The sequence below is a fragment of the Deltaproteobacteria bacterium genome, from assembly GCA_016931625.1.
Lineage (GTDB): Bacteria > Myxococcota > XYA12-FULL-58-9 > XYA12-FULL-58-9 > JAFGEK01 > JAFGEK01.
This window is the reverse complement of record JAFGEK010000085.1, coordinates 1-21,417: the sequence shown is the minus strand read 5'-3', so window position 1 is coordinate 21,417 and position 21,417 is coordinate 1. Positions and strand designations below refer to the sequence as shown.

Genomic DNA, 21,417 nt, shown 5'->3' with positions numbered 1-21,417 from the left:
TTTTAAATAAATTAATAAATATTTTTTGATCATTCTATTGTTTGTTGCGCTGCAACATAACATTTAGTATTTTGTTACAAATACACCAAACTATTTAGTTTTCTTATTTATAAATCAGTTCTAATTACCCCACTCCTCTTTGAGTGAGCGGCTCTGCAAGACTTCCATTGCTTCAATAACACTAATACCTTTATAAAGCACCCGATAAACTTGTTCGATTATTGGCACATCCACATTATATTTTTGTGCTAATTCATAAGCTGATTCAGCAGTTGGGATACCTTCAGCCACCATTCGCATTTCACTCTCAATATCAGCTCGTTGACGACCTTGTGCTAAAAGCTTACCGACTTGACGATTACGACTTAACTCACCGGTACAGGTAAGAATTAAATCACCCACACCAGCAAGACCTAACATCGTTTCAGGGCGTCCATGCATCGCCATAGTTAAACGGGTCACCTCGGATAAACCACGGGTAATAAACCCAGCTTGCGTATTTAAACCAAAACCTAAACCCACGCATGCACCAATAGCAATTGCAATAACATTTTTTAAAGCTCCGCCAAGTTCAACCCCAACTAAATCATCAGTGGTGTACACTCGCATACCTTTGGTAGCTAAAGCATTTTGCACTAATTTTGCAGTGTTATTATCACGTGCTGCTAAAGTAAGATTGGTTGGTACACCTTTAGCTACTTCTGCAGCAAATGAAGGACCGGATAAAACACATATGTTTGCATGATATGATGCTGGCAGTTCTTCAATACAAACTTGATCCATAGTTGCCAAACTTCGACGTTCGATACCTTTTGAACAAATAACTACTGGGACATCTACCTGCAATTTGCCACGTAATTTTACTAAGTACTTACGTATTAACTGCGCAGGTATTACAAACAATATAATTTTGGCATCAATAATTGCTTCGCTTATTTCATTAGTTGCGACAATTCGCTCAGAAAGCAGCGCCTCTTTAAGAAATAAAGGGTTGCGGTGTTGTTGGTTAATTCCTGTTACTACTTCGGATTCATATGCCCACAATGTAACATTGTGTTCGCGCATAGCTAAATGCTGTGCTAACGCGGTCCCCCAATGTCCAGCGCCGAGTACGGTTATACGTAATGACTCGGTCATTATTAACTCCTTGTCAGTTTTAAATCCGATTACTTTAGTATAAAACCATTTATCGACTATACCTCTACTGCTATTTGACACTGATACGCAAAAGCGGCAATGGCAAGAATAACAAAAGCTAAAAATGACACGATACTTGCCGCATCCATTATCAATGAGTTAGCTTATTATGGATAAATAATTAGGATCTAATCATGTTGTTTAAATGTATACCTACATGGATACTGATAATTGGTTTTTTTGGTTATTTCACTTATACCGGATGTGCTGGTAATGTTAACACCTCTATCAACCATGAAATCAACGACAATAAAAAGATAGACATTACAGCTGCTTCTTCAACTTCAAATAAAGCAGCCGAGTCAAAAAGTAATTCTCCAACTAATAATCAATTAACTACCCCAGCACACTCTGCTCCTGAAGCCACTTCAATAAATAATGATGATATTGCTAAAGCTCACGTATTATATGAACAAGGCAACAATCTCTATCGTGAAGGCAAATACGAACAAGCAGAAGCTATCTTAAATCAAGCTATAACACTAAATCCATTCATGGCCGATGCTAATGTCTTGTTAGCTAAAATTCTACTTATGCGAACATCGGCATCTCGCGATGCTTCGCTTTATATGCAAGCCCGCCTTATGCTTGAAATGGCAAAATCATTAAAACCAAACGACACTGAAATAGATGTACTACTCGAACTAGTTAGACGACCAACGGCAGAATAAATTAATTAATAAAATTTAAATACCCCAATATTTAAGCACTTTAATTAAATTTTGGATTATTTGTGCAGTTGCTCCCCAAATATTCTCCCCATTCCATTCGGCGCTATAAAAATGCACCGTCTGTGATTTGTATTGTATAGTATGTTGCTTCCAGTTTTGCGGTTGCATTAGCCAATAAAGAGGCACACTAAAAACTCGTGCAACTTCGTGAAAATCTGGAAAATAGCTAATTTTATTAGGCAAAATACCGAGTATTGGCACAATATGAAAACCCGTAATGGTAATCATGTCATCTAAACGACCTATTATTTCAATATCTTGCGGAACAATTCCTAATTCTTCTTGTGTTTCGCGTAAAGCGGCATGTTCTGGACTGCTGTCAGTTGATTCAATACGACCGCCCGGAAATGAAACCTGACCACCATGATCTGCTAATTCTGCGGCTCGTCGGGTTAATATTACTTCATATTTTTCTTTATTTTTTTCAGAATATTTTAGTGGTACCAATACTGCGGCTCGACAATTATTATTTATCGCATATTTTAATGGCTTGTACGCAGCAAGTGTTGAGCGGATATGCGAACCCTTCATTTAACCAGCCATAATGCCCCAAATGCTAACGGTAATAAATAAAAGGAAAAAAGATATATACGGCCACGACGTACTACTGGCATTAAAAAAGCAAGTGCTGCCAAACCACAAAGTAATGCTGCAATGAAACCTAAAAAAAGCGTACTTAGAGAAGCTATGGGTATGGAATGTTTTATTGCCTGCAAGGCAAAAGCACCTGCGATTGCTGGTACGGACAAGACAAATGAGTAACGAGCAGCAAGTTCACGATCAAGACCTAATAATAAACCCACTGCAATGGTCATACCACTGCGACTAATTCCAGGTATAATCGCTACACCTTGAGCTATACCAATAATCAATGCATCTAATAAGCGCATATTGTCGATATTGCGCCCTTGACGACGACGTACAATTAAAGTCGCAAGCAATAAAATCGCTGTGGCCAATAAATGCCAACCTACCATTTTTACATTTGCGAAGGTGGCTTCAAGCTGATGCCGAAACAAAAGACCAATTAATGCTGTCGGTATAGAACCTATAATCACTAACCATAACAACTTAGCGTCTGGTCGCTGACGTAAAATGTCTGCCCAAGAAAGCCCGTTTTTTTTATCACCAAAGGCAACATAGCCCTCTCTTGCCATATTACGAAATGATGAACCAAAGAAACCTATTGTAGCGATAAGCGTGCCCAGATGCAGAACTAAGTCAAATATAATTTCTACCTCACGTAACTCTAAAAAATACTGTGCAAGTACTAAGTGCCCAGAACTTGATACAGGCAGAAACTCCGTTAACCCTTGAAGAATTCCGAGAAAGATTGCTTGCAGATGACTCAGCGACTTTTCTCCAATATCCACAGCTCACGTTTTACTTAACGCTTTGTTTTATTAGTCATAATGACTTGAATCAACATTTGGAGTTATTACCCCTGCGACGCAAATAAACTACTAAAATGCTAAAATGCTATTTAAAGGCACCCCCTACATAAACGCTCTGCTGCGTCTGTACATTCCCAAGTGAATTCTGATTCATGGCGACCAAAATGACCATAACTAGCAGTTTTAAAATATATTGGTCGCAATAAATCTAGACGCTTGATTATTTCGGCAGGTTTAGCTGAAAATTCTTGTCGCACAGCTTTTTCTATTTTTTCGTCATCAATAGCACCAGTTCCAAATGTCTCAACCATGATTGAAACTGGTTGAGCTACACCTATAGCGTAAGCCAATTGTACTTCGCATCGACGCGCTAGTTTGGCTGCCACTATATTTTTTGCAATATAACGAGCAAAATATGCGGCACTACGATCTACTTTACTCGGGTCTTTGCCTGAAAATGCACCACCACCATGTCGTCCCATACCACCATAAGTATCAACAATAATTTTACGACCAGTTACCCCAGCATCACCCATAGGACCGCCAATAACAAAACGACCTGTCGGATTAACATGATATGTGATTTTGCCTTTACGTAGCCGTGCTGGAATTACCGGCTCAATTACTTCAGCAATAATGGCATCTTTTAAAGTCTTAGTTTTTACCTCTGGAGTATGCTGCGTTGAAATAACTACCGTATCAACGCGCACTGGACTACCGTTATGATACTCAAAAGTTACTTGTGATTTTCCGTCTGGACGTAAAAAATTAAGACGGTTTTTCTTGCGCAGATCAGCTAAACGTTTGGTAAGTTTATGTGCATATATAATAGGAGCTGGCATTAGCTCTTTAGTGTCATCACAGGCATAACCAAACATCATACCTTGATCACCTGCACCCTGCTCATGTTTATTGTTGGCATCAACACCCATGGCAATATCTGGTGATTGCTTTTCAATGGCCGTAAGCACAGCACATGTTTCCCAATCAAAACCCATTTCACTTGAATTATAACCAATATTTTGAATAGTACGACGCACCACCGTAGGCATATCAGCGTAGCCGTTAGTAGTAATTTCACCTGCAATAACTGCCATACCGGTTTTTACTAAAGTCTCACAGGCTACTCGTGAGTGTGGATCCTGACGCAACAATTCATCAAGTACAGCATCAGAAATTTGATCAGCTACTTTATCAGGATGACCTTCGGTAACTGATTCTGAAGTAAAAAGAAAATCACGATCCATTTGATTAGCTCTTTAAATAGTTAATTTTGATATGTTGAAAAAGAAGCGTATAAATAATGTGCACTTGCAATTATGTCAAATACTAAAATTTAACTGTTTCTTTTATGCTTTATGTCCGTATTATTTACTGGCAGCATTAATGTGGAGCTAATGTATGAGAAGGTGGTTATCAATAATTATCACCGGATTTCTTACAAACAGCTGTGGTTATGGCATTGTTGACCCCGTTGAAAATTATGAAGTACGTCAGTTCTACAATGCCACTGCTAGTAATGGAGATTTCCTTCGTTTAGAAGTCAATTACACTAGCAAACATATTGAATATCAGAATTTATCACGTGCCCAAAGCAGTAGCATTGATTACACTATTTCAGCCAATGGTAGCTATGAACTTTTAGATAAAGAGCAATTACTTAAATCCGCCTATGAAATACCAGATAAAACTCTCATCATTGAAACATCGGATCCATCGCTAATAATTGCTATTGTGCAATCTCCAATACAAATTGCTGACCTCGCCAACCATGAACTCAACTATCTACAGTTTAATGAAGATAATGGCGGTATTCAATTAGGTCACATAACTATAGATGATAATGCCAATTTACAAATAAATAGTTATTTCCCAGCTGGGCCTTTATTGGGTACACCTAGTGCTTTTGGAATTTCTAATATTCCAAATGAAATTCTGTCTGAGAAAACCACCATGAATACAATTGAAGATGCCTTATCGTCTTCAATAATTTTATTTGGTGATCCCAATGGCACTTTAATTATGAAAACAAACAATAGCAGCACTATCGCTTGGCCAACTTCTGATAATACAACTTTCAATACAGAATATGCCGGTAAATATAAAACCTATTTCTATACTAAAATTTCGCAATATGTTGATGGACATGAATTGGGAAATGCAAATATCAAACATGTAGACACCGAAGTGAGTACCTCTGGTCATCTACTTATAACTGGTGAAAATGGTGTTTTAATCGACGTAGATTTGATACCTTTGCAATCAGCAGAAAATCTTTACGATGCTGAAGCTCTTACCTCGCCTTGTGCTGGATTATTTGTAGCTCAAATCCCCGGTTCCTCTGCTGAAACTTATGTGCTTTTTATGAATGATATTATTGCATTTGCCCATTTTCAAAACATTAGCGGTAGCAATGAGACATCGATACAATACCATTATATATATGGTCTAGGTGTACGAGAAACCGTGTTAGCACTTAAATACTAATCTTAATGAAGAACTGTAATGTTAAGGTTTAGTAGGAGTATTTTGTTTTTGTGCAGCATTAGTTTCTAATTGTTTTATTAATTGTTGCTCACGCTGTTTTTGCATCATCTGTTTTATCAATTGCTCGCGCACATCTGGTGGTAATTTTGCTAAAGTTTGAGGGTCCAAGTTTGGCATCCCACCACTAAAAGACTCAGGTTGTTTATTGAAAGTAACTATACCGCCAAGGAGGTTTTTCCAAATACTGGTATTTAAAACATAGGTGGCATTGTCGATGTTGCCTTGTGCAAATATGGCCTCTTTATTTTCATCTTTAAATTCTCGACCAAAACGTAAATTAACTTTGCTACCATCATTTAACTCAACTGTCACAACACTTGTAGGCTTTGCCAAGCCACTTTTACTGTTCTCTTTTGCAGTTGCTAATCGTGTAGCGCGTAAATTTAAGATTAAATTAACTCGTCGCTCAATTAACATCGGATCAAGTGCAAAATTGGCTGGCTTTTTCTCGTTGCTATATACTAATGTCCACGCAGTATCATTTTTTGCAAAAGCTAAATTAACTTTAGTGCTTTTTATTGAAAGTTTTTTCACTTTAGTAATATCAAATTGCAGTAACTTTAAATCACGTAAATCACTTGCAGGCTTTAACAATCTATTGGCGCTGCTTACGGCTAAAGTGAAAATATCATCGCTACCATCAAGCTTGGCATAAATTTCTTTATTTTTTTCTTTATCTTTTCCAATTCGCAATACTTTGACAATTTCTTGTGAATCCGCATTATTGCTAGCATTAGTTGTTGCTTGGCTAAAAGTTATACTTAGTGTATTTGCATCATCTCCTAGACCTGTTTTTTCAACACCAGGATCCGGCATAATAAAATCATTAAGCCTTAAGTTTACTACATTAGATACCAATGAACTGGCGGCGTTAGCATCAAAACGAAAATCTTTAGGAAAAATATCAGGATTTTCAATAGACCAAGAATTATCTTTTTTTATCAATGCATATGCAGAAGAATTAGCTAGTTTGATTTCTAATCGTTTAGCTTCATCGATTTTTTGTGCAAATACGCGCTTCTCTAACCAGTCTGAAGCTTTACGTACAAAAGCACCAGAATATACGCCATTAACCGCATATACGGAATTATCAATACGTATCGCCAATCCATTAGAAGTATTTTTACCAACGGTTAATTCAATTACTTTTTGAGCACCAGAATATGCCGTAAGTTTTGTACCTTTTTCATCATCAGTCTCATATTCAGCATAATGATTAGGATCACGCGTTAATAAATTACTGGAATTAATTTTTACTAGCGACTCAAGTAAACGCTCAACCGCCGCATTATCAGCAAGTTTGCCATTATCAAGAAACCACTTTGCATTTGCCTGACGTTTTATTTCAGCCGCATTTTTACCGTTAAAAACTATGCGATCTATCTGTTGAATATTTATATCGGTAAGTGAAACCCGAGTAATACCGCGTTCAGGTTTTTGAGTAAGTAGCATCACTGCGCTAACTAAAAGTGCAATAAAAACTGCTAATGCGATAACAGTAGAACGTTTCATGCTAGTTATTTACCTCAACATAATTTAAGCAATTTTGTTAAACTTTAATGTTTTTTCGTCTTCGTTCACGAAGTTGCCATCGTACCAAACCAAAACCAACTAAAACAAATGGCACCCCTATAATATTTATCCATTTAGCCGCTGCACGGCCCATGTCGCTAGTCTCGTTTAGCGGTGCTGCTGCTAAACCACGTGAACGTACCGCTAACAAAGCATCATCAAGTAACATCCAATCCACTAAATTCATTAATAAGGTGGCATTAGTCTGCGATAAAAATTGATCATGAATAAATGAGGCGCCGCCAGCAACTATAACTCTTGCATTGTTGGCATGGTTGTTTGGATTCGCATAACTTTTTAACGCACCAGAAAGTGTAACAATTAAATTTTTGGCCCCTTCATCATTGACCATATCCATTGTCCAGCGTTGCATTGGATCAAGATTATAAGGTGGTTTTTGTAACCAGCTTTGCGATGACGATTGAATCAGTTTTTCAACCTTTATGGTATCGTTGTCTGAAGTATTAACATAAACCGGACTAATAAATGGGAAAGCAACGTTAGCTAAACCACGAGTTAATGGGTGTTGCCGATCAAGAGCTTGTGAAAATGGGATAAAGGGATACGCTACTGGTTGAATAAATTGCATATTGCCACGTATCTGCTTAACTCTAATTCTAGCGCAATTACTATCTACTACTAAACCTGGGCCTACGGTTACACCGTAGGCTTGCATTAAATCATCAAGACCATGATTAGCTGGCTCGCTTTGCATGGTCTGCATATCAGGACGAATAACATCAAGTAAAAATGCTGCACCGCGACCTGACATTACAAAAGCGTCAAGAGCACGTTTTTCATCTTGTGAAAATGGTGTTTTAGGTGAAGCAATAATAATCGCATCAACATCAACAGGGATTTCTTTTTGTTGGGTAAGATCAACCTTGATCATTTGATAATTACGCGCCAGCAATTGCCAGGCATTGCTAATTTCTTTATCAGTATCAAAGCCTTGGTGGCCATCTATTAAAGCGATTTTTGGAAGTTTAGCGCGTGTAAGTTTGCGAATAAGTGTAGTTAAATCATATTCAAAACCTGCGCTATTTTGTACGACGGGAATCACTTCTTTTTTCTCACCAGCTATAACTGCGATACCCATATAAGCACGTTTTACTTCTACTTTATCGTCTTCATTAACTTGTACTTGTACTGGCGGGATACCTAAAGTTTCTAATTCACGCTCTATACTTGTGGGTTCACGTACAGCACGGCCAAAAATATCGTGTTTGACCTCTTTTTTCTTTTCTTTATCAGCAGCGGTTTCAGCCGTGGCCGGATCAATAAATTCATACCTAAAATTGTCGTTACTATTACTGTAATACTCATCGAGAATATCTTTAATATAACGAGCATTGGCACTATACTGCGGCGGCAAGTCCGCCGTAAAATATGCTCGCACCGTAACTGGGCCTTTGAGTTCGGCAAGCGTATCTTTAGTGGCTTTGCTTAATGAAAATTGACGATCACGAGTAAAATCAAGACGACCAAATAATTTTACTCCAACAATATTGATTAAAATTAAGCTGCCCACAATTGCAACAGCTAATACTGTTAGATCAACTAGTTTTTTCTGGTTCATAATAACCCTCAGCAGGTATTTAAGCGTGCTGTCGCGATAAAGATAAACTGGCTAAAAATAATCCCATTACCGCAACCGTGAGATAGTATAGAATATCGCGAGTATCGATCACGCCACGCGCTAGGTTCGCTAAATGAGAACTAATAGAAATATACTCAACAATTGGAGCTAATAAACCAGGTAATAAAAATTGCAGCCAATAAATATAATAAAGTGCCCCACAAATAATTAAGCCTATAATAAATGCCACAATTTGATTATCGGTAAGTGTTGAAGCAAAAATGCCAATACTTAGTATCGCGCCAGCAAATAACGCCATACCCAAATAACCACAGAGAACTGGGCCCCAATCTAACGGCCCTAAAATCCACACCGTTATGGCATAAATTAAGGTGGCGGCAAGTGCGGCAAGCACCAAAAATAATGCCCCTAAAAACTTACCAACAATAACTTCACTATCTTTAACCGGCATGGTGGTTAATAGTTCGATGGTTTTATTTTTTCGCTCTTCAGCAATTAAACGCATTGAAATTGCCGGAATGAAAATAACCAACAGCAGCGAAGGAGAAAACGGTGATGGCGAAAAAAACAACCGCATATCTGCGCGTTCATTAAGAAACAATTGGCTAAAAAACATCCAACCTGAAACTAATAAAAACGCACACATAACAATATACGCCATTGGCGAATTAAAATAACTCGCTAACTCTCTTTTAGAGATAGTTGCTATATTACGCACGCAGTTCCTCCTTACTGTTGCTATCTTCACCTCGGGTAAGCCGACGGAAAGTATCTTCTAATGAAGCTCGCTCACGATGCATTTCTAATACGACAAATTCGTTACTAATTGCGGCGTTAAATACCGCTTCACGTGGATCACTTGACCCTCGAGCTTTTAGACGAAAGCCTGCTGTGCCAGACCCTTCACCATCACATTGATCAACGCTGTGAATATTTTCAAGGCCAACAAGCACATTATGAATGCGAGTGACATCGCACTTAGTGCTGTCTTTACCTTTTACAATAAGGCGTACAACTGCTCCTGAGTCGTGTTCAGTGAGGGCATCGGGAGTATCATCAGCCGCCAATTTGCCATCATTAATAATTATAATGCGACCGCAGGTGGCTTGCACTTCAGGCAATATATGCGTCGACAGAATTACCGTTTTTTCACATCCCAAATCACGAATAAGCTGACGAATTTCAACAATTTGGTTAGGGTCAAGACCACTAGTGGGTTCATCGAGAATAAGTAAATCGGGATCGTGTAAGATTGCCTGCGCTAAACCAACACGTTGACGATAACCTTTTGAGAGCTGACCAATATCTTTGCCAATAACCTCGGCAAGACCACATCGCTCACAAATCTCTTTTCTTCGTGGTGAGCGCTTCTCAGGGATAATGCCCCGCAGCTTTGCGACATAATCTAAAAACTCGCTTACTATCATATCGTCATACAATGGGGCGTTTTCAGGCAGATAGCCAATTAACCTCTGAGCCCCTAAACGATCTTCGCTGACATTGATACCCTGAATTAATGCCGAACCCGCACTTGGTTTAAGAAAACCGGTTAGCATGCGCATAGTAGTAGTTTTACCGGCACCATTAGGGCCTAAAAAACCAACCACTTCACCGCGATTTACGGAAAACGAGATATCCGCAACCGCACGCATACTCCCAAAGTCTTTACGTAGAGAAACAACTTCGACCATGGGTGTTACAGATTGATTCATTGGCTTATCACCCCTTCTTCACGCTAATGCAACTAAACTAAACACCTTTACTTGAGCTTTTATTCCCAATTTTTTTTTAAAAGGCTATATATATTCAACTGGTTATAGATTTTTCAAGTTACAACCTCTGTGAACTAGTCATATCAGGGGGTGTCCCTAAATAAGGCAACGCAATATAACCGCCCAAACTCATTTTCGCTGCATCAATAGAACGAGAAAGGGGTATTTGTGAAGAAAATTACGCTTGATTTTTGCATATTGCAGAGTATATACTAATAAGTATAAACTTAATCGAGTCTTTAAATGATAACTACCGCAAAAAAATTACGCTTTAATGTTCGCGAAATCTTAGAAACAACTAGGCGCGGAGAAGATGTAATTGTTACTTACCGAGGCAAACCTACTGCAGTTATCATTTCTATTGCTAAAAATTCAAAGCGGACAAAGAAACAAACATTCAATAAACTATTCGGCATCTGGAAAAATATTGATGCAGCGCAAAATGTAAATGACTATGTTAATAATCTACGTAAAGGTAGAACCTTTTGATTGTCGATACAGATGTTATCATATGGTATATGCGCGGCAATGATAAAGCTCGTATTGCTATAGAAAAAATAGAAAATTTTCAGTTATCAGTCGTATCATATATGGAGCTTGTTCAGGGCATGCGTAATAAAAATGAGCTACGAGAATTACGCAATGCGATGACTGATTGGGGAGTAAATGTCGTGCTAATAAACGAAACCATCTCTGCTAAAGCTTTATTTTTAGTAGAAAGATATTTTCTTTCTCATAAACTCGAATTAGCTGATGCTTTAATCGCGTCGACAGCGATTTCTTGTGGTTTGCCTATTTTTACTGGCAACGACAAGCATTACCGAATGATAGATGATCTTCATGTAAGTAAATTTCATCCATAAAAAATAGGGTAGTTATATTTTGCTCTTACTCGCGTATAGGTAAAACAATCTTTGGCTCTTCGGGGTGGGGGCGAAATAAAATAACTGTATGCCCAACTAATCCCACAAATTCTGCATTAGTTGAATTTGCTAATTCTTGTGCCATGGTCTTTTTTTCTTCTGGGCGTACCAGGCGGACTTTTATTAGCTCATGGTCTAATAACGCTTGGGTAACTTGGGCAATAAATGCTTCGCTTAAACCATCTTTACCAGTTTGCAAAACTGGATTGAGGTCGTGAGCCAGACCCTTAAGATATTGTCTTTGAAAACTACGAATAGTCATATTCGCCGTTTGTAGCAAATCTATTCATGCCTGTGCAAGCATACAACTGTAACCTTTATTGTCTAAACCAATATCTGACAATACCACCCACCATTAATACGGACATCTATAAATGCTTGTAACATATCGACTAATTATCGACTAAATTATCGATATCAAAATAGCACTGTAACTAGGCGGTGTCCCTAGTTACAGCGCTATTGGTATTCATCAAATCTACCTAGCTTGCTTAGCCTAATAATTTCTTAACACTTGGCGCCAACAAACGCATGGCATGCGGCATATTAGTACCAAGCAGCGGACGACCATAATCTAAAAATGCTGGGGTAACATCGTTACCTTCAGCATTAATAAATGATGGATCAAGATGTTTGGTTTTGGCAGCAATCTCTTTAAGCGGTACTAGTTGATAATCAACCGCATAGTCACCAACACGTTTGATGGTCATTGAACCATCATCTTCACCTAAAACGGCTAATTGCACACCACGAGAGGCTACTTCAAAAGCTTCACGTGCATCAACATCAGAGGCAATGCCTAAGAATGAACGTTGCAGATAGCCAAAGGTATCTGCACGAACACGCTTAATTTTTAATTTGGCGCGAATTTCGTCAGCCAGCAAATCACCAAGAGCGCCAGTACCTGAAAGCTGCACATTACCGTGCGCATCTTTTTCTTGTTCTTTCATTAGCTTAGCAATGATGGGATTATGATCTTTATCGCTAATGCCTTCGCTAGCAGCAATAATACAACGACCATATTTTTTATAAACACGATCAACATCTGAAAGAAAACGCTCAATATCAAATGCATGCTCTGGCACATAAACAAGATGTGGACCATCGTCTTTGTATACACGACCAAGCGCACTAGCTGCCGTTAAAAAGCCAGCATGACGACCCATAACAATCGCCACATACACACCCGGTAGCGAGCGATTATCTAGATTGGCGCCAGAAAATGCTAATGAAACAAAACGCGCGGCTGAACCAAAACCAGGAGTATGATCATTTAAAACCAAATCGTTATCAATGGTTTTAGGGATATGAATGCAACGCATTTCATAGCCACTTTGCTTAGCGTGCTCACTAACAATACGCGCCGTATCAGAGCTATCATTGCCACCAATATAGAAAAAGTAGCGAACATCATGTGCTTGTAATGTTTTAAAAATACGAGCGCAATATTCAGCGTCAGGCTTATCACGAGTTGAAAACAAGGCTGATGATGGGGTCATAGCAACATTATGTAAATTGCTACGTGTTTCTTGGGTTAAATCGACAAGATTTTCATTTACAATACCCGAAACACCATTTACCGCGCCATAAACACGAGTAATATCGCCATAACGGCGAGCTTCGGTCACTACACCAGCTAAAGATTGATTAATCACAGCGGTTGGTCCGCCACCTTGCGCTACTAATACTTTACCACTTAACTTTGCCATTTGCTCTCCACTTTCACCTAAATACAGAGGTTTATCTGTGTGTTAGTTGCTTTCTAGTGTTTAAGTTGTATGGTTTTAACCTAAACCCTAAGTTTTGCACTATTAACGCGCGCTGCACACTTAAGACTAGTACTGCTGTTATGTTAAGAGGGGTTTTTTAATTTGTGATTACCGTAAAATTTTTACTGACGCCAAACAACAACTCGATATGATCTCGACCGAGTTCTTTTTTTTTAATTGAGTTTTTACTCATTGAGCGTATACTTAATTTTAAATGCTTCAATTAAATAAACGTCAACAACAAAAAAAACGCACTCATGAGCGCATATTATCATCAGCTTATGAGTTATTTTGTCTATTTGGGATTAACGGCACTACAACGCTTGCGGTGGCCGAGCGCGCCCAAGTTTCTCATGGGTTAATCTTTGCCCATTTTAAAACCCGTGATGAATTAGTCGCTGCAGTTGTAGGGGTTTATGGCGAACGCGTAGTAAAACGTATTCATGAGTTAGTTTACGCAAAGGCAAGTTTACGCCAAACGCTTAACGCCCATTTAACCGGGTTAAGTGAACACGAAGAATTTTATGCACGCTTGGTGACCGATGGTCCAATTTTGCCACCTATGTCACGGGCTACCTTGTTAGGTATTCAATCAGCCACAGCTTTTCATTTAAGTCAAAGTGCACAAAGCGAAATGCAGTCTGGACACATTTTAACAATACCGGTGCATCTACTGTTTAATACTTGGATTGGGCTTATACATCACTATCTAGCTAATAGAGATCTTTTTGCCCCCAATGCCTCGGTACTTAGACGCTGCGGCCCAGAACTACTTGAGCATTATCTTGGCCTATTAGCCATAAAAAAACCTTAAAGGAGAACATCATGTCTAATAAGCGTTGTATTTCTTGCGGTATGCCTATGACCAAACCTGATGAATTCGCTGCCAACGACACCTCAAAAGATTATTGCATTCATTGTGCGCGTCAAGATGGATCATTGAAATCATATGATGAAGCTTTGGTCGGAATGACTGCCTTTATTACTCACTCTCAGGGATTAGATGAAAATGCAGCACGTGAAGCTGCTAAACAAATGATGGCTAGCTTGCCAGCTTGGAAAGATATTTAAAAAAGCGTACAGCGCGTCAAGATGAAATGGGGGGGGGAGGGATACCAAATTCAGCAAAACGCGCTGTACGCTTTTTTATTTATGCAAATATAATGCCAAATCTGCAATAAACCTATATTACAGCAATTCATTTAAATATCGGTATGTTATATTGCTTATACAAATAATTTATTAATGGCAAAACTATTATCTTTTTCATATATGAAATATGAATTTCATATATGAAATATAGCACAAAGTATTAGTATTCTTTTAATTGTTATATAGGTGGCTTTAGATATTTGTTGCCTGCAAGTTATAGCGTTTTAGCTTACGCCATAGAGTAGTTGCCGAAATACCAAGGTCACGCGCTACTCTTTCAAGGTTACCGTCGTGTCTCACAATTGCGGCTGCAATAGCTCGACGTTCAGCAATTTCGACTACATCAGCTAAAGTATGTGAAGGGTTAATCGTTGGTCTAGTTGTCTCAAAACGGATATCTTTAGGGGCGATAGCAGAGGTTGCAGATAATGCGGCAGCTTGTTCGACCATATTTTCAAGTTCACGCACATTTCCCGGCCAAGAGTATTCTAACATCTTAGCAATAGCTGTTGGAGTAAATTTTTTCTGATCATTACTTCTTTTATTAAAATTTGCGAGAAAATGTGCTGCTAACAGTGGAATATCTTCACTACGTTCACGCAATGTTGGCACACGTAATGGTACAACGTTAAGCCGATAAAAGAGATCCTCACGAAATCTTTTTTCAAATACTGCTTTACGCAAATCTTGATTTGTCGCTGCTATTACTCGTACATCAACTCGAACAGCTTGTGACTCTCCAACCCTACGTATTTCTCCATCTTGCAAAACTCTCAAGAGTTTAGCCTGAAAACCAGGTGTAGTTTCGCCAATTTCATCAATAAATAAAGTACCACCGTCAGCTTCTTCAAATAATCCTCGCCGCGCTCGAATAGCACCGGTAAATGCTCCCTTGGCGTGTCCAAAAAGTTCAGACTCAAGCAAGGTCTCAGTAATTGCGGCACAATTGACCGGTACAAATGATTTTTGCGCACGTCCACTTGAGGTATGGATTGCACGGGCTACTAGTTCTTTGCCTGTACCTGATTCTCCTGTGATAAGCACGGTAGCATCCGTTGGAGCGACTCGTACCACCAAGGTCAATAATTCACGCAAAGATTGTGAACGACCTATGAGATTTTCTAAACCATAACGTTCACGAAATTCACTGGTGAGCACACTCATCTCACGCAGCAATTGACGTTGTGCTAAGGCTTTCTCAACTCTTAATAATAATTCATCTTCTTTAAATGGTTTGGCAAGATAATCAAAAGCACCGCGACGAATAGCTTCTACTGCTGATTCGATAGTGCCATAAGCAGTCATGACAATAACTTGAGTATTAGGAGTCATTTCTATTGCACTACGTAACAACTCTAAACCATCAAAACCTTCCATACGTAGATCTGTCAGCAATACATCGTAAGTTTCGCTAGCAAGCCTACTTAACGCTACATGGCCATCTTCTGCTTCAGCTACTCTATAGCCGGCTTGGCGTAAAATTAGGCCGGTAGTGGTGCGCATGTTTTTTTGATCATCAACAATCAAAATGCTTCCTGCTACCGAAGGTGCATTCGATTCGTAAGCTAAGATTGATACTTCAATATTGTTCGGCATACTCATGATTGAACATCTAATTGTTTGTTGTTTGTTTAATTTCCTCAATTGGTAACTTTATAGTAAATGTTGTTCCAGCACCAAGTTCACTTTTAAGAGATATTTCACCAAATAAATTATCAATAATTCGCTTAACTATCGCTAATCCTAAACCTGTACCTGTTGACTTAGTAGTAAAAAATGGTTTGAAGATTTTTTCGATAACCTCTTTAGTAATCCCAGTGCCAGTATCACCAATATCAATGCGTACATTATTTTTAGCATTTTCTCTTTGAGTGGTAGCACGCAAAGATAGAACCCCACCTTGTGGCATTGCTTGTACAGCATTCATAGCAATATTTAACACCATCTGACGAACCAAACGAGCATCAGTTGGTATTGCTGGTAGATCAGAATCAATATTGCTTTCAAGGCGAATGTCAGCATTTGAGGTTTCTAATGCAGTTGTAACAGCTTCTTCAAGAATTCGAGTTAATGATTCAGGTCTAACTTTTACTACAACTGGTCGAGCGTAATCTAATAAATCATTAACTATACGATTAAGACGATCAGCTTCTTCACCAATTATATCTAATAGTATTTTAGCATTACCTTCAAATTTTATAATTTTATTAAGGCTTCCAAGCGAATTAAATATTACATTTAAAGGGTTACGAACCTCATGTGCTACTACTGCTGCCAATTCGCCAATAGCTGCAAGACGTTCACGCTCAACTAGCTGCCTTTGGGTTTCTTCAAGAGTTTCATAGCTATGTTTTAAGTCTTTATATAATCTCGCATTCTCAACAGCTACAGCCTTTTGAGTAGCTATCATACGAGCGCCAGTAAGTGCTGCAGCAACTTGAGAAGCAAATAACCGAAAAACTGGCATATCTTCAGAACTTAGCCAACCACCAAGAATAACTAACAAATATGTAGGTTCACCCTCTACATCAAGACGAATAATTCCCGACTTTGTAAAACCTGCCTCTTGCATAATTTCACGAATACGTTCGCCTACCTTGCCACCAAAAAATTCGCCAGCTGTTTTAGGGGCGTTATCATCAAAAACTACCCCTTTATGCCATACAATGTGTAACAACGGTGTTGTTAAACCCCGTATACCAACAATGTCTTGTCCAATTGTTTTTCTAATAGCTGCTATAAGCTGTGTTGACGCCCCTAAAAAAGTAATCTCACTCCTTGTTCCATCAGTTGTTAAAGTTACCAATGATAATGAAAGGTTTTCAAACTGTTCACTCACCGAGTTTAGCACTGCTTCTATACTGCATTCTGCTTGCAGGGACGCGCCAATTTTAGCCAAACCGTCAAGACGCTTACGACGAGCTATCTCAGCACTGATATCGTTAAAACTAACAATAAAATCAGTACACGTAAGACTTGAAATTGCCCGCACCGGTTTTCGCATGCCATCTTGAGAAATTAGGACTGTCTCGTAATCGGAAATGACATGTTCACTTAGATTGTTATGACTATAACGATCGCTAATACGTTCACGCTCATCTTCGGCGAAATAATTAATATAAGAAGAACCCTGCAGGTTTTCTACAGTGGTGCAGAGAAATCCCGCCATTGCTGGATTAGCATATATAATATCACCACTGCGAATAACAATGGTGGGTTGTAGTGATGAATCGAGTTTAGTATACGATAACGATTTATCTGGCACTGCTATCCACAAATACGAAAAGTGGTAAATTCGTTTTGGTATTTACCCCAGCGGATAAATACCTCTTTAATAAAAGCATCTGGTGGACCATGTTTACACCACTTAATAAATTCTTCAAGTGCATAACGTGGTCCTTCTGCTTCAATTTCTAATGATGAATCTGGAAGATTTTGTACCCATCCCTTAATTCCATAACTTTGTGCTTGTTCCAAAGCTGAGGCACGAAAAAATACACCTTGCACCCTACCGGTAACAATAATATTTACTCGTGCAAAATCTATCTCAACCATAGCTAACGGCTATCACGAATACATACAAGATGCGAATATTTATATTGTAACAAAATATTACAATAGTCAGCATATAAAAAACCTTTTTGCATATTTTTCTTCACCCTCCTACAATACACTACATGCTCAATGAAATTCCGATGACAAAAGAATGGATTGAAACTGACGGTCGTGGTGGTTATACCATGAGCACTGCGTATAACATTAGACAGCGACGCTACCACGGTCTGTTAATTTGTGCTCTTACCCCTCCTACTCAACGCTTCATGCTTGTTGGTGATATTGAGGTTTGGGTAGATGGTCCTAATGGTACTACTTATCTTAGCTCTCACTGCTATGCACCTGGTGTCATTCATCCAAATGGATATGAACACATTGAAAGTTTTACTCTCGACCCATGGCCAAGATGGATATACCGTCTTGCTGATGGCACTCGCTTGGTACACGAACGGTTAATACCTTACGGGGCATCCTTAATAGCACTATCTTGGAAAGTAGTTGGCAATATTATTCCACTTACTCTCTTTATTCGACCATTACTCGCATATCGCAATCACCATGAACTTGGGTATGAACGTCCACTTGATTTACATGGCATACAACATGGAACCCAAGTTATCTTTCGTCCCACCCTGAATACGCCTCCGCTTATTTGTCTTAGTAATGGTATCTATGACGATAAACCTATTTGGTATCACAATTTTTATTATGAAAAAGAACAAGCTCGTGGATTTGATGCTACTGAAGATTTAGCAAGCCCTGGCATTTTTCATTTCGACTTAATTGGCCGCGAGGCGGCGCTTATATTCGCAACTGAAAATAACGGTATCGGTTATGAAGATAGTGCCCCTGGTATGATTGCTAGGTTACGTGTTGAAGAAGTAAAACGGCGTAATCGATTTTCTCATCATTTGCAGCGCTCTGTCGATAACTATTTAGTTAAACGCGATAGCGGTTTATCTATAATTGCTGGTTATCCCTGGGCTACTGATTGGGGGCGCGATACTTTTATTGCTATTCGTGGACTATTTTTAGCTACTAATAGATACAGTGAAGCCCTGCAAATTTTATTAACCTGGGCCCAAGCCACCCAGAATGGCTTAGTGCCAAACCGTTTTAATGAAGATCATAGTAGCATTGATTTTCATGCGGCTGATTCCTCTCTTTGGTTTATAATTGCTGCCGCAAGTTTGCTTAGCCGTTGTCGAGTGGATGTTGAACATTATCAAATACTTACTTCAACAATATTAAGTATAATTTCAGCATATATGAATGGTACAATTTTTGGTATTCGTGCTGACCTCGATGGTTTACTAGCCTGCGGTGAACCAAATTTACAGCTTACTTGGATGGATGCCAAAACCGATGATTTTGTTGTAACTCCGCGTATTGGCAAACCCGTTGAAATTCAGGCTTTGTGGATTAATGCCTTAATAATAGCAGCACATCTGTTGCCAGAATATGAAGAACCTTTAGCACGTGCACGTGCAAGTTTTGATCGTCGTTTTTGGTATGAGACTCACGGCTATCTTTATGACGTTGTTGATGTTGACCATGTACCGAATCAAAACGATTCTACCTTACGAGTTAATCAGATCTTTGCAATTGGTGGCCTGCCAGTTGCATTGCTAAATGGTCCTCGATCACAAAGTATCATTAATGTTGCAATAAAATATCTTTGGACAGCTGCAGGTCTTCGCACTTTAGCCCCATTTGAACAAAATTATGCTCCCAGCTACAGTGGTGACAAACTCGCCCGTGATTTAGCGTATCATCAAGGTACTGTCTGGCCTTATCTTACCGGCGCTTTTATTGAAGCTTGGATTCGCAGCAAAGGAGATACTCCAAATATTCGACGCGAAGCTCGCAATAAATTTTATACACCTTGGCTTTCTACAGTAGACCCATATAATAGTGGGCATTTGCCTGAAATTGCTGATGCCGAGCCGCCGCATCATTTACGCGGTAGCCCATTTCATGCTTGTTCACTCGGCGAAGCCATTAGACTTGATAATGAAGTATTATTTATCCAAACTTAAATAAGTTTGAAATGCTATAGTCTTATTTTTGCATTCGCTCAACGACAAATGGTCCATGACCATGTAATTGATTTTCAGACCAGTTGCCTTTTGCAGAAACATATTTACTAGCAAATATACAGGTTGCATCAGAACAGCCATCTAATTTCCAGGCCGCCCAACTGATTTGCTTTTCATCCATCCAATCTAGCCATTGCTGGGCTTGATCAAGACATACTTTACCATCAAGGCCACCATCTGCGTTGGTAGCGCCCCATTCGGTAACAAATATCGTCGCTCCTGAGTTTATTGCTGCATCAGCATAACCACGGATCTCATCACCATGCGTACAAGAATAAAAATGCAAGCTATACATAATATTGTCACCAACCACAGGATCAGCGGCCGCAATATCAGGTCGCTGCGACCACTGCGGATTTCCAAAAATAACAATGTTATCAGGATCAATAGCTCGAATCGCCGCTAATATTTCTTCATGATATGGTTTAATATGTGTACTCCATTGAACAAAATTACGCTCATCATCAAAGGGTTGAGGTTCATTAAAAGTCTCATAAATAACATGGGGAAATTCACCAAACTCTTGAGCCATTTCTGTAAATACTTTTTTAGCTGCTGTGGTATGTAGATGCGCATTATGATCGTGCCAATCAATAATTACATACACCCCGAGATCAATGGCATTATGTACAATCTTGCGTACATATTGTTCGTTTGTTGTAGTACTTTGCATTTGTCCACCGCTTGAAATTACACCTAAAGCTGCACGGTAAACAGTTAATCCCCAGTGGTCGCGCATCCACTGAAGCCCTTTTTTATTGGTGGCAAAACGACTCTCCCAGTTAAGCCACATAGTACTCATACCTTTAAGTTGTATGGGATTTCCGTGAGCATCGATGATTTGGCGTCCTTCAACTCTTAGCTGGCCATGCATACCCACTGGAGTTTTTGGATCTATTTCAGTCGGCGGACGCCAACTTTCTGAGTTAGAAGCAAAACACGAAACAAGCGAAAATAAAAATGGCAAAGAAAAAATATAATTTAATGAACGCCGCACGATTCTCTCCATGAGTTTATAGTAGGGGGTGTCCCTAAATGTCTCCCGTCGATCTTCACGAAATTCGCTACTTACGACCGCGTGCTCGCAAAAATCCTGCCTGCGACTT

21 protein-coding genes are annotated in these 21,417 nt (G+C 39.1%); 7 read left to right on the top strand and 14 right to left on the bottom strand.

The genetic code is table 11. The annotated features are described in order from the left end of the window. Window positions 1–120: 120 nt before the first annotated feature. Window positions 121–1,137 (bottom strand): NAD(P)-dependent glycerol-3-phosphate dehydrogenase, encoded by a 1,017-nt coding sequence (locus JW841_07955; protein ID MBN1960865.1) that lies wholly within the window; start codon window positions 1,135–1,137, stop codon window positions 121–123. 194 nt (window positions 1,138–1,331) lie between these two features. Here JW841_07955 and JW841_07950 point away from each other — a divergent pair, with 194 nt between their 5' ends. Then, window positions 1,332–1,868 carry a hypothetical protein gene (locus JW841_07950; protein ID MBN1960864.1) on the top strand — a complete coding sequence of 179 codons (537 nt, stop codon included), beginning with the start codon at window positions 1,332–1,334 and terminating at the stop codon, window positions 1,866–1,868. 15 nt (window positions 1,869–1,883) lie between these two features. Here the strand turns inward: JW841_07950 and JW841_07945 are convergent, their stop codons facing one another. The 3 genes from JW841_07945 to JW841_07935 form a co-directional block, all read right to left on the bottom strand. Beyond that, window positions 1,884–2,459 (bottom strand): CoA pyrophosphatase, encoded by a 576-nt coding sequence (locus JW841_07945; protein ID MBN1960863.1) that lies wholly within the window; start codon window positions 2,457–2,459, stop codon window positions 1,884–1,886. Continuing rightward, a complete protein-coding gene (locus JW841_07940; protein MBN1960862.1) occupies window positions 2,456–3,301 on the bottom strand; it encodes an undecaprenyl-diphosphate phosphatase in 846 nt (281 codons plus the stop codon). The genes JW841_07945 and JW841_07940 overlap by 4 nt, the downstream gene beginning before the upstream one ends. Window positions 3,302–3,411: 110 nt before the next feature. Then, on the bottom strand, window positions 3,412–4,569 hold the full coding sequence (locus JW841_07935) for a methionine adenosyltransferase (protein MBN1960861.1): 1,158 nt from the start codon (window positions 4,567–4,569) through the stop codon (window positions 3,412–3,414). Between the two features lie 154 nt (window positions 4,570–4,723). Between JW841_07935 and JW841_07930 the strand changes: the two genes are divergently transcribed. After that, entirely contained in the window at window positions 4,724–5,809 is a 1,086-nt protein-coding gene (locus tag JW841_07930; protein ID MBN1960860.1) for a hypothetical protein, read from the top strand. A gap of 21 nt (window positions 5,810–5,830) precedes the next feature. Here JW841_07930 and JW841_07925 read toward each other — a convergent pair whose 3' ends face one another. From JW841_07925 to JW841_07910, 4 genes are read right to left on the bottom strand one after another with little or no spacing between them, the layout of a single operon-like run. Further along, window positions 5,831–7,381, bottom strand: a complete 1,551-nt coding sequence (locus tag JW841_07925; protein ID MBN1960859.1) for a DUF4340 domain-containing protein — start codon at window positions 7,379–7,381, stop codon at window positions 5,831–5,833. 37 nt (window positions 7,382–7,418) lie between these two features. Beyond that, window positions 7,419–9,020, bottom strand: a complete 1,602-nt coding sequence (locus JW841_07920) for a GldG family protein (protein MBN1960858.1) — start codon at window positions 9,018–9,020, stop codon at window positions 7,419–7,421. Window positions 9,021–9,039: 19 nt separating this feature from the next. Then, entirely contained in the window at window positions 9,040–9,759 is a 720-nt protein-coding gene (locus tag JW841_07915; protein ID MBN1960857.1) for an ABC transporter permease, read from the bottom strand. Further along, window positions 9,752–10,732, bottom strand: coding sequence for an ATP-binding cassette domain-containing protein (locus tag JW841_07910; protein MBN1960856.1), 981 nt, complete (start codon window positions 10,730–10,732; stop codon window positions 9,752–9,754). Before JW841_07910 ends, JW841_07915 begins: the two co-directional genes overlap by 8 nt. A gap of 324 nt (window positions 10,733–11,056) precedes the next feature. On the opposite strand from JW841_07910, the gene JW841_07905 reads away from it, so the two are divergent. Together JW841_07905 and JW841_07900 are read left to right on the top strand one after the other, a co-directional pair. After that, window positions 11,057–11,302 carry a type II toxin-antitoxin system prevent-host-death family antitoxin gene (locus JW841_07905; GenBank protein ID MBN1960855.1) on the top strand — a complete coding sequence of 82 codons (246 nt, stop codon included), beginning with the start codon at window positions 11,057–11,059 and terminating at the stop codon, window positions 11,300–11,302. Further along, window positions 11,299–11,676 carry a type II toxin-antitoxin system VapC family toxin gene (locus JW841_07900; protein MBN1960854.1) on the top strand — a complete coding sequence of 126 codons (378 nt, stop codon included), beginning with the start codon at window positions 11,299–11,301 and terminating at the stop codon, window positions 11,674–11,676. The genes JW841_07905 and JW841_07900 overlap by 4 nt, the downstream gene beginning before the upstream one ends. A gap of 25 nt (window positions 11,677–11,701) precedes the next feature. Here JW841_07900 and yhbY read toward each other — a convergent pair whose 3' ends face one another. Both yhbY and JW841_07890 read right to left on the bottom strand, forming a co-directional pair. Continuing rightward, a complete protein-coding gene (yhbY, locus tag JW841_07895) occupies window positions 11,702–11,998 on the bottom strand; it encodes a ribosome assembly RNA-binding protein YhbY (protein MBN1960853.1) in 297 nt (98 codons plus the stop codon). Between the two features lie 229 nt (window positions 11,999–12,227). Continuing rightward, window positions 12,228–13,445 carry a 6-phosphofructokinase gene (locus JW841_07890; protein MBN1960852.1) on the bottom strand — a complete coding sequence of 406 codons (1,218 nt, stop codon included), beginning with the start codon at window positions 13,443–13,445 and terminating at the stop codon, window positions 12,228–12,230. 274 nt (window positions 13,446–13,719) lie between these two features. On the opposite strand from JW841_07890, the gene JW841_07885 reads away from it, so the two are divergent. Then, on the top strand, window positions 13,720–14,319 hold the full coding sequence (locus JW841_07885; protein MBN1960851.1) for a TetR/AcrR family transcriptional regulator: 600 nt from the start codon (window positions 13,720–13,722) through the stop codon (window positions 14,317–14,319). An 11-nt stretch (window positions 14,320–14,330) separates the two neighbouring features. Next, window positions 14,331–14,576 carry a zinc ribbon domain-containing protein gene (locus JW841_07880; GenBank protein ID MBN1960850.1) on the top strand — a complete coding sequence of 82 codons (246 nt, stop codon included), beginning with the start codon at window positions 14,331–14,333 and terminating at the stop codon, window positions 14,574–14,576. A gap of 273 nt (window positions 14,577–14,849) precedes the next feature. On the opposite strand, the gene JW841_07875 is transcribed toward JW841_07880, so the two are convergent. The 3 genes from JW841_07875 to JW841_07865 are packed head-to-tail and all read right to left on the bottom strand — an operon-like array spanning window position 14,850 to window position 18,212. After that, entirely contained in the window at window positions 14,850–16,253 is a 1,404-nt protein-coding gene (locus tag JW841_07875) for a sigma-54-dependent Fis family transcriptional regulator (protein MBN1960849.1), read from the bottom strand. A 16-nt stretch (window positions 16,254–16,269) separates the two neighbouring features. After that, window positions 16,270–17,922, bottom strand: coding sequence for a PAS domain S-box protein (locus JW841_07870; GenBank protein ID MBN1960848.1), 1,653 nt, complete (start codon window positions 17,920–17,922; stop codon window positions 16,270–16,272). A gap of 2 nt (window positions 17,923–17,924) precedes the next feature. Beyond that, complete coding sequence (locus JW841_07865) at window positions 17,925–18,212, bottom strand: acylphosphatase (protein ID MBN1960847.1); 288 nt, start codon at window positions 18,210–18,212, stop codon at window positions 17,925–17,927. Between the two features lie 122 nt (window positions 18,213–18,334). On the opposite strand from JW841_07865, the gene JW841_07860 reads away from it, so the two are divergent. After that, entirely contained in the window at window positions 18,335–20,251 is a 1,917-nt protein-coding gene (locus JW841_07860; GenBank protein ID MBN1960846.1) for a glycogen debranching enzyme family protein, read from the top strand. A gap of 22 nt (window positions 20,252–20,273) precedes the next feature. Here JW841_07860 and JW841_07855 read toward each other — a convergent pair. After that, on the bottom strand, window positions 20,274–21,417 hold a 1,144-nt coding region (locus tag JW841_07855; GenBank protein ID MBN1960845.1), incomplete at its 5' end, for a glycoside hydrolase family 5 protein.